The 2,108-nt window shown below is 76.9% G+C and carries 2 protein-coding genes and 1 pseudogene; all 3 read right to left on the minus strand.

Translation table 11 applies throughout. From position 1 onward, the window contains the following. Positions 1-442, minus strand: a pseudogene (locus E1264_RS42245) (hypothetical protein); the annotation flags it as partial. After that, positions 439-1,053 carry a hypothetical protein gene (locus E1264_RS42250; protein ID WP_207936997.1) on the minus strand — a complete coding sequence of 205 codons (615 nt, stop codon included), beginning with the start codon at positions 1,051-1,053 and terminating at the stop codon, positions 439-441. The gene E1264_RS42250 and the pseudogene E1264_RS42245, both read right to left, overlap by 4 nt. Beyond that, positions 1,050-2,042, minus strand: a complete 993-nt coding sequence (gene rsmH, locus E1264_RS42260) for a 16S rRNA (cytosine(1402)-N(4))-methyltransferase RsmH (RefSeq protein ID WP_132183159.1) — start codon at positions 2,040-2,042, stop codon at positions 1,050-1,052. Before rsmH ends, E1264_RS42250 begins: the two co-directional genes overlap by 4 nt. Positions 2,043-2,108 lie beyond the last annotated feature (66 nt).

Here is a 2,108-nt window from a genome sequence, read left to right on the forward strand (position 1 = left end):
GACGCGGAGGGCGCGGGCCGCGCGGGCCGTCGCCGGGGCCGGTCCGGGGCGGCCTGGCGGGGTGGGCGTTCCGCGCCGTCCCGGCCGCGCGGGTCTTCCCCGGCGCGGCCTTGGCCGGCGCCTTCTTCTGAGGAGGCTTCTGCGCAGGCTTCGCGGGCGCCTTCTGCTGCGTCTTCTGCGCGGGCTTCTGCACCGGCTTCTTCGGGCCGGGCTTCTTCGTGGGCGTGCCGGCGGACCCCGCGTCGTCGCGCGCCGCATCCCGGCGCGGCTTCTTGCGGGGGGTCTCCTTGCGCGGGGTCTCCTTGCGCGGGGAGGGGCCCATGCCGCCGCGCGCGGGACGCCGGGCGGCGCTGCCCTTCGTCCCCGGCCGTCCCGCGCCGTCCGGGCCGCGTCCCCGGCCGGGCGGAGGCCCGGCGGTCCCGCGTCCCGGCCGTTTCGTCACCGCGCGCCCTGCCCGGTGGCCGCCGGCGGGACGCCGTCCCCGGGCACCACGGTGCCGGGCACGCCGATCACGCCCGCGGCCCCGGCCGCCGCCGCGGCCTCGGGCGGCACGGGACGGATCGTCCCGCCGCTCGCCCGCCCGGTCTCGAGGTCGATGAAGGCCATGTCCTCGGGCTGCTTCATGCCGAGCGACTCCGCCTTCTTCGCCGTCTGCGCCGGGGAGTCGCCGCGTGCGATGTCCTCTTCGAGGGCCTGCCGCTGCTGGTCGAGCTGCTTGTTGCTCTGCTGCAGCCGCGTCAGGGTGAACGCGTCCTCCGCGAGGACGGTGTTGAGCAGCAGCAGGCTCACCAGCGCGCCGCCGAGCAGCCCGACGATGAGCAGCACGAACGGGGCGCGCGGCGGCGCGGCGGCCGCCGTACGCTTCCCGGCCGCCTTGGTGCTGGTCGCCGCGGTCGCGGGCGCCGCCTTGGGAGCGGTCTTGGCCGCCGCGGGCGCGCGCTTCGCGGGCGCCGGCTTGGCGGGCGCGCGCCCGGTCGGCGTGCGCTCGGCAGGCGTGCGCTGCGCGGGCGGCTTCCTGGGCGCCTTGGCGGGCGGCCTGGTGGTCGTGGTCATGTCGCCTCCCGGACCCGTTCGGCGGCGCGCATCCGCACCGATCCGGCCCGTGGGTTGGTCGTGGTCTCCTCGTCGGACGGAAGCTCCGCCCCGCGGGTTAGAAGCCGGAACCTCGGCTCGTGTTCGGGCAGCGGGACGGGCAGGTCCGGCGGGGTGGTGTCGGCCGCCTGGGCGGCGAGGACCTGCTTGGTGATGCGGTCCTCCAGGGAGTGGTAGCTGAGGACGGCGACCCGGCCGCCGACCGGGAGCGCGTCGAGCGCGGCGGGCAGGGCCCGGCGCCAGATGTCGAGTTCTCCGTTCACCTCGATCCGCAGCGCCTGGAAGGTGCGCTTGGCCGGGTTGCCGCCGGTGCGGCGGGTCGCGGCCGGGATAGAGGTGCGCACCAGGTCGGCGAGCCGCCTGGTGGAGTCGATCGGGGCGCGCCCGCGCTCGCGGACGATCGCGGCGGCGATGCGCTGGGCGAACCGCTCCTCGCCGTACTCGCGCAGGATGCGGGCGAGCTCGGCGGGCGGGTACCCGTTGACGACCTCGGCGGCGGTGAGCCGCTGGGTGCGGTCCATCCGCATGTCGAGGGGCGCGTCGTAGGAGTAGGCGAAGCCGCGGTCGGCCTCGTCGAGCTGCGGGGAGGAGACGCCGAGGTCGAACAGGACCGCGTCCACCGCGGGGACGCCGAGCCGGCGCAGGACGCCGGGGATCTCGTCGTAGACGGCGTGCTCCAGCGTGACCCGGTCGCCGTACGGGGCGAGCCTGCGCGCCGAGCGCTCCAGCGCGGTGGCGTCGCGGTCGAGGCCGATGAGGCGGAGCCGCGGGACGGCCCGCAGCATCGCCTCGGCGTGGCCGCCCATGCCGAGCGTGGCGTCGAGGTAGACGGGGTCACGGCCCGGGACGGCGCCGGCCGCGCCGGTGAGCGCGGGGGTGAGGATTGTCAGGACGCGACCGAGCATGACCGGTACGTGACCGGACTTGGCCGCGTGGTCTCCCACGTCCATGCTTCACCCCCTGTACTGCTGCCACTTCGCTCGCGGACTGCGTGGCCTCGCCGACCGACCGTCCTC

This window comes from Actinomadura sp. KC216 (assembly GCF_004348535.1).
Taxonomy (GTDB): domain Bacteria; phylum Actinomycetota; class Actinomycetes; order Streptosporangiales; family Streptosporangiaceae; genus Spirillospora.

Excerpts from the sequence above, each read along its gene's own strand:
- E1264_RS42250 (WP_207936997.1), bottom strand. The coding sequence starts at position 1,053 with ATGACCACGACCACCAGGCCGCCCGCCAAGGCGCCCAGGAAGCCGCCC.
- rsmH (WP_132183159.1), bottom strand. The coding sequence starts at position 2,042 with ATGGACGTGGGAGACCACGCGGCCAAGTCCGGTCACGTACCGGTCATG.